Source organism: Catenibacterium sp. UBA627 (genome assembly GCF_002299355.1).
In the GTDB taxonomy this organism is placed as follows: Bacteria; Bacillota_I; Bacilli_A; order Erysipelotrichales; family Coprobacillaceae; genus Catenibacterium; species Catenibacterium mitsuoka.
This window is the reverse complement of the sequence record NZ_DBPF01000007.1, coordinates 1-2955: the sequence shown is the minus strand read 5'-3', so window position 1 is coordinate 2955 and position 2955 is coordinate 1. Positions and strand designations below refer to the sequence as shown.

Annotated in this window: 2 protein-coding genes; both read left to right on the top strand. The window is 36.1% G+C overall.

Features of this window, described 5'->3' with window-relative positions; genetic code table 11:
* Nucleotides 1-770: aspartate--ammonia ligase (locus B2S90_RS00510; RefSeq protein WP_286696370.1), on the top strand; the 770-nt coding region annotated here is incomplete at its 5' end.
* A 50-nt stretch (nucleotides 771-820) separates the two neighbouring features.
* Complete coding sequence (locus tag B2S90_RS00505) at nucleotides 821-2725, top strand: NAD(+) synthase (protein ID WP_407716408.1); 1905 nt, start codon at nucleotides 821-823, stop codon at nucleotides 2723-2725.
* Nucleotides 2726-2955: the final 230 nt, after the last annotated feature.

Below are 2955 nucleotides of genomic sequence, written 5' to 3'. Positions count from 1 at the left end.
ATTCACTTGCAAAATGGAAGCGTGATGCGCTTTATAGATATGGCTTTGAAGCACATACTGGACTATATACAGATATGAACGCAATTAGAAGAGATGAAACAATCGATAACCTTCATTCTATGTATGTAGACCAATGGGACTGGGAATTAGTGATCAAACCTGAAGATCGTACTGTTGATTTCTTCAAACAGACTGTTAAGAAGATTTATAAAGCTTTATTAGATTTAGATTTCTTAATGATTCGTCATTATCCACAGTTAGATAAGGGATTATTACCAGAAAAGATCTTTTTTATTACAACACAGGAATTAGAAGATGTTTATCCTGATTTAACACCAAAGGAAAGAGAAAGAGCCATCACTAAAGCAAAGAAAGCAGTCTGCTTAATGAAGATTGGGGATACCCTTAAGTCTGGCATCAAGCATGATGGACGTGCACCGGACTATGATGACTGGACTCTCAATGGTGATATTCTTGTTTATCATCCTATTCTTGATGATGCATTTGAATTATCTTCTATGGGTATACGTGTTGATGCGAAAGCCTTAGAAGAACAGCTAAAGAAAGCTCACGCAGAGGAACGTACTGAACTTCCTTATCACCAGAATGTTTTAAATAATGTTTATCCATTAAGTATTGGTGGCGGTATCGGTCAGTCACGTTTATGTATGTTCTTCTTAAAGAAAGCCCATATTGGTGAAGTACAGGCTTCTTTATGGGATGAAGATACAATGCGTATCTGCAAAGAAAATGATATACACTTACTATAAAGTTCACTCACGTGAACTTTTTTTGATATAATGATAAGGAAATTGGAGGAATGCTTATGAAAGATGGTTTTATTAGAGTTGCAGCTGGTTCTTTTAAAGTCTCTATCGCAAATGTGAAAAAGAATGCGCAGGAGATTATCCGTTTATCAAAAGAAGCCAACGCAAATCATACACAGGTTCTTGTATTGAATGAGCTATGTTTAACTGGTTATACAATTGAAGATCTTTTCTTTCAGAAGAGAGTATTGAATGAATCAGAAACACAGCTTCAGTATATTCTAGATGAAACAAAAGATCTTGATACAGTGATTGTTATTGGAATGCCGCTTGTTATCCGTAATGATCTTTATAATTGTGCACTTGTACTACATAAAGGAGAAATTCTAGGTGCTGTACCTAAGACATATATTCCAAATTATCATGAATTCTATGAAGGTAGACATTTCAAGAGTGGTCGTGATTTAGATGAGTATATTACTTTATGTGATCAGGAAATTCATGTGACAACTGAACAGCTTTTTGAAGATGTAAATCATCCTTGGTTAAAGATTGGGGTAGAAATATGTGAAGATGTATGGGCTCCTCATACACCAAGTACTGATGCATGTTTAAATGGAGCCACACTTATTGTGAACCCTTCTGCTTCTAATAACTTAACAGGTAAGAGTGATTATAGACGCAGTTTGATCAGTGCAACAAGTGCAAGACTTGTATGTGGCTATGTTTATAGTAACACGGGTGTGGGTGAATCAACAACTGATGTTGTATTTTCTAATCATCACCTTATTTATGAAAATGGTACATTACTTAAAGAATCTACTCAGTACTCAACAGGTTTAATCTACGCCGATATGGATTTAGAAAAGATTCATACAGAACGTATTGAAATGACCACTTATGAAAGCGAAGATTATTTTGATGCCGTACCATTTGCATTAGATGATGTAGAATTGGATTTAGATCGTTATTATGATCCTCATCCATTTGTCCCTAGTGATAAAGAAAAACGTGCAGCCCGTTGTGAAGAAGTATTTAATATCCAGACTCATGGCTTAATGCAGAGATTAGAAGCCGCTCATATTAAGAAAGTAGTTGTTGGTATGTCTGGAGGACTTGATTCTACTCTCGCCTTACTTGTTATGCATAAGGCTTATAAGATGCTAGGTCGTCCTGTATCAGATATTATTGCGGTCACTATGCCTTGTTTTGGTACAACAGATCGTACTTTAAATAACGCCTTAACACTTATGAAGGAACTAGAAGTCACTTCTATGACAGTCAATATCAAAGATGCCGTTAACCAGCATTTTAAGGATATTAATCATAACCCTGAAGTTCATGATGTCACTTATGAAAACTGCCAGGCACGTGAAAGAACACAGGTTCTTATGGATATTGCGAATCAGGCAGGTGGTATTGTCGTAGGTACAGGAGACTTATCAGAAGTTGCACTTGGATGGTCTACTTATAATGGTGACCATATGAGTATGTATGGTGTCAATGTCTCTGTTCCTAAGACACTAGTAAGATATCTTGTTGATTATGTATCTACTTTATATAAAGGTGAAGTATTAGAAGCTACATTACAGGATATTCTTCATACACCAGTCTCACCTGAATTACTTCCTGCAAAAGATGGTGAAATTACTCAGAAGACAGAAGATATTGTAGGACCTTATGAATTACATGACTTCTTCCTTTATCATCATGCAAGATTCCATTATGAACCACAAAAACTATTACGTATTGCGATTCATACATATGGTGATAAATACGATGAAGCAACAATTAAGAAATGGCTCACTCTATTCTATAGACGTTTCTTTACTCAGCAGTTCAAGCGTAGCTGTATCCCAGATGGACCTAAAGTTGGTTCAGTCGCTTTATCTCCTCGTGGAGATTTACGTATGCCTAGTGATGCAGATGTATCTATGTGGCTTGATGAGTTACGTTAACATGAAGCTTTCCACTTATGTGGAAGGCTTTTTTTATCTAAAAAACAGGCAGAAAAACCCCGCCTCAATATAGAATATAGGTGGGGGATGAATGCCGTTAATGCATCCGATAGAGAAATTTGGAGTAAGAAATAGTATAATACATATAGGAAACTTCTTTTCCTAAATCTGCAGAAAGGAGGCTAAATATATGTATCTTACAGTCAAACAGCAGGTAAAGCATCTGTCCA

What these genes read in the sequence shown, in the direction of transcription:
- B2S90_RS00505 (WP_407716408.1), top strand. Translation starts at nt 821, where the DNA reads ATGCTTATGAAAGATGGTTTTATTAGAGTTGCAGCTGGTTCTTTTAAA.